The sequence below is a fragment of the Actinosynnema sp. NPDC023658 genome (assembly GCF_040639995.1).
In the GTDB taxonomy this organism is placed as follows: domain Bacteria; phylum Actinomycetota; class Actinomycetes; order Mycobacteriales; family Pseudonocardiaceae; genus Actinosynnema.
The window spans coordinates 1-1535 of record NZ_JBFAAX010001209.1 but is presented as its reverse complement, the minus strand read 5'-3'; the positions used below and the strand labels follow the sequence as shown (position 1 = coordinate 1535).

The window sequence follows — 1535 nt, the reverse complement described above, 5'->3', positions numbered from 1 at the left end:
AAGGTGGTGGTGCCTCTGCCGCCGACCCAGCCGAACACGCCGACGGGTGCGTAGTCGCCGCGGTAGGTGCGCACCGCCATCCCGAAGCCCCAGCCGCCGTGCTGGCCCTGGCCGTGGGACACGTGGACGTTGTCCCGCGCCATGGCCTCGCGGGCGGCCAGCTGCGCGGGGGTGAGGCGGTTGGTGGTCATCAGCTCCACGGCGGCCCGGGACAGGATCCGCTCACCACCGTGCACGCCGTGGTCGAGCAGCATCCGGAAGTAGGCGTGGTAGTCGTCCACAGTGGACACGAGGCCGCCACCGCCGCCCTGGAACGCGGGCGGCGCGCTGTAACGCCCGCCCTCGGCCTCGTCCCACACGTGGAACTCACCGGACCGCGGGTCCGGGGCGTAGAGCGGGGGCAGCCGGTCGATCTTCCCGGCGGGGACGTGGAAACCGGTGTCCTTCATGCCCAGCGGGTCGAGGATCCGTTCCCGCAGGAACGTCTCGAACGTCTGCCCGGTGACCCGGGCGACGAGCACGCCGAGCAGGTCGTTGCCGATGTGGTACTGCCACCGCTCGCCGGGCTGGTGCATCAGGGGCAGGGTGCCCAGGCGGCGCAGCCACTCGTCGGGCTCGGGCATCGGCGTGGGCAGGTCCGGCGTGAGGCCCTGCTCGAACACCGCGCCCATGATCGGCGTGCCCAACGACGTCATGTCCATGCCGAGCCCGAACGTCGAGGTCAGCACGTCGCGCACGGTGATCGGCCGCCGCGCCGGCACGGTGTCGTCCAACGGGCCGTCGATCCGCTTGAGCACCCGGCGGTCGGCCAGCTCGGGCAGCCACTGCTGCACCAGGTCGTCCAACCGCAGCCGGCACTCGTCCAGCAGCACCATCGCCGCCGCCACCGACACCGGCTTGGACGTCGACGCCATCCGGAAGATCGTGTCCCGGCCCATCGGCGCACCACCGTCGTGGCGCATCGTCCCCACCGCCTCGACGTGCGTCTCCCCGCCCCGGCTGACCAGGGCGACGAGCCCGGGGATCCGGCCGGACTCGACGTGCCGCGTCAGCACGTCGCGCAGTCGGCGCAGCCCTGGTTCGGTGAAGCCCTTGTGCCGGGCGGTGGCGGTGGCGGCGTTGGTGGACATGGTGGTGTGCTCCTCTGGGTGAACGGAATGCGTGGTGCTCAAGTCGGGTCCTCAGCAGCCGAGCCGGTCCGCGATCACGGCCAGCACCTGGTGCAGGTCGCGTGACATGCGGGCGCGCAGGCCGATCTCGGCCATCCCGGCCGCGAACCCCGGGTGGTCCGGGAGGACGCGGTGGACGCGGTGGGTCACCTCGGTGCCCGCGGCGGAGGCCGTGGCGGCGTGCACCCCGGCGTACCAGCTCTGCACCGCCACCCTGGACCGGGCGCGGTCGACCTGGATCTCCACCGGCTCCACCGGCCCGGCGAACTCGGCGCGGTAGGTGTCGGCGCCGGACCCGGCCACGACGGTCATCGCGCCCTGCCGTGCCGCCGAGGCCCTGGCCAGCACCAGCAGGTTGTCGTCGCC

Annotated in this window: 2 protein-coding genes; both read right to left on the bottom strand. The window is 73.1% G+C overall.

The window, feature by feature from the left end:
• A partial coding sequence (locus AB0G02_RS39605) for a serine hydrolase domain-containing protein (RefSeq protein ID WP_360805491.1) occupies positions 1-1130 on the bottom strand: 1130 nt, incomplete at its 3' end.
• A 51-nt stretch (positions 1131-1181) separates the two neighbouring features.
• Positions 1182-1535 (bottom strand): hypothetical protein (locus AB0G02_RS39600; protein ID WP_360805488.1); only part of this gene is annotated, 354 nt, incomplete at its 5' end.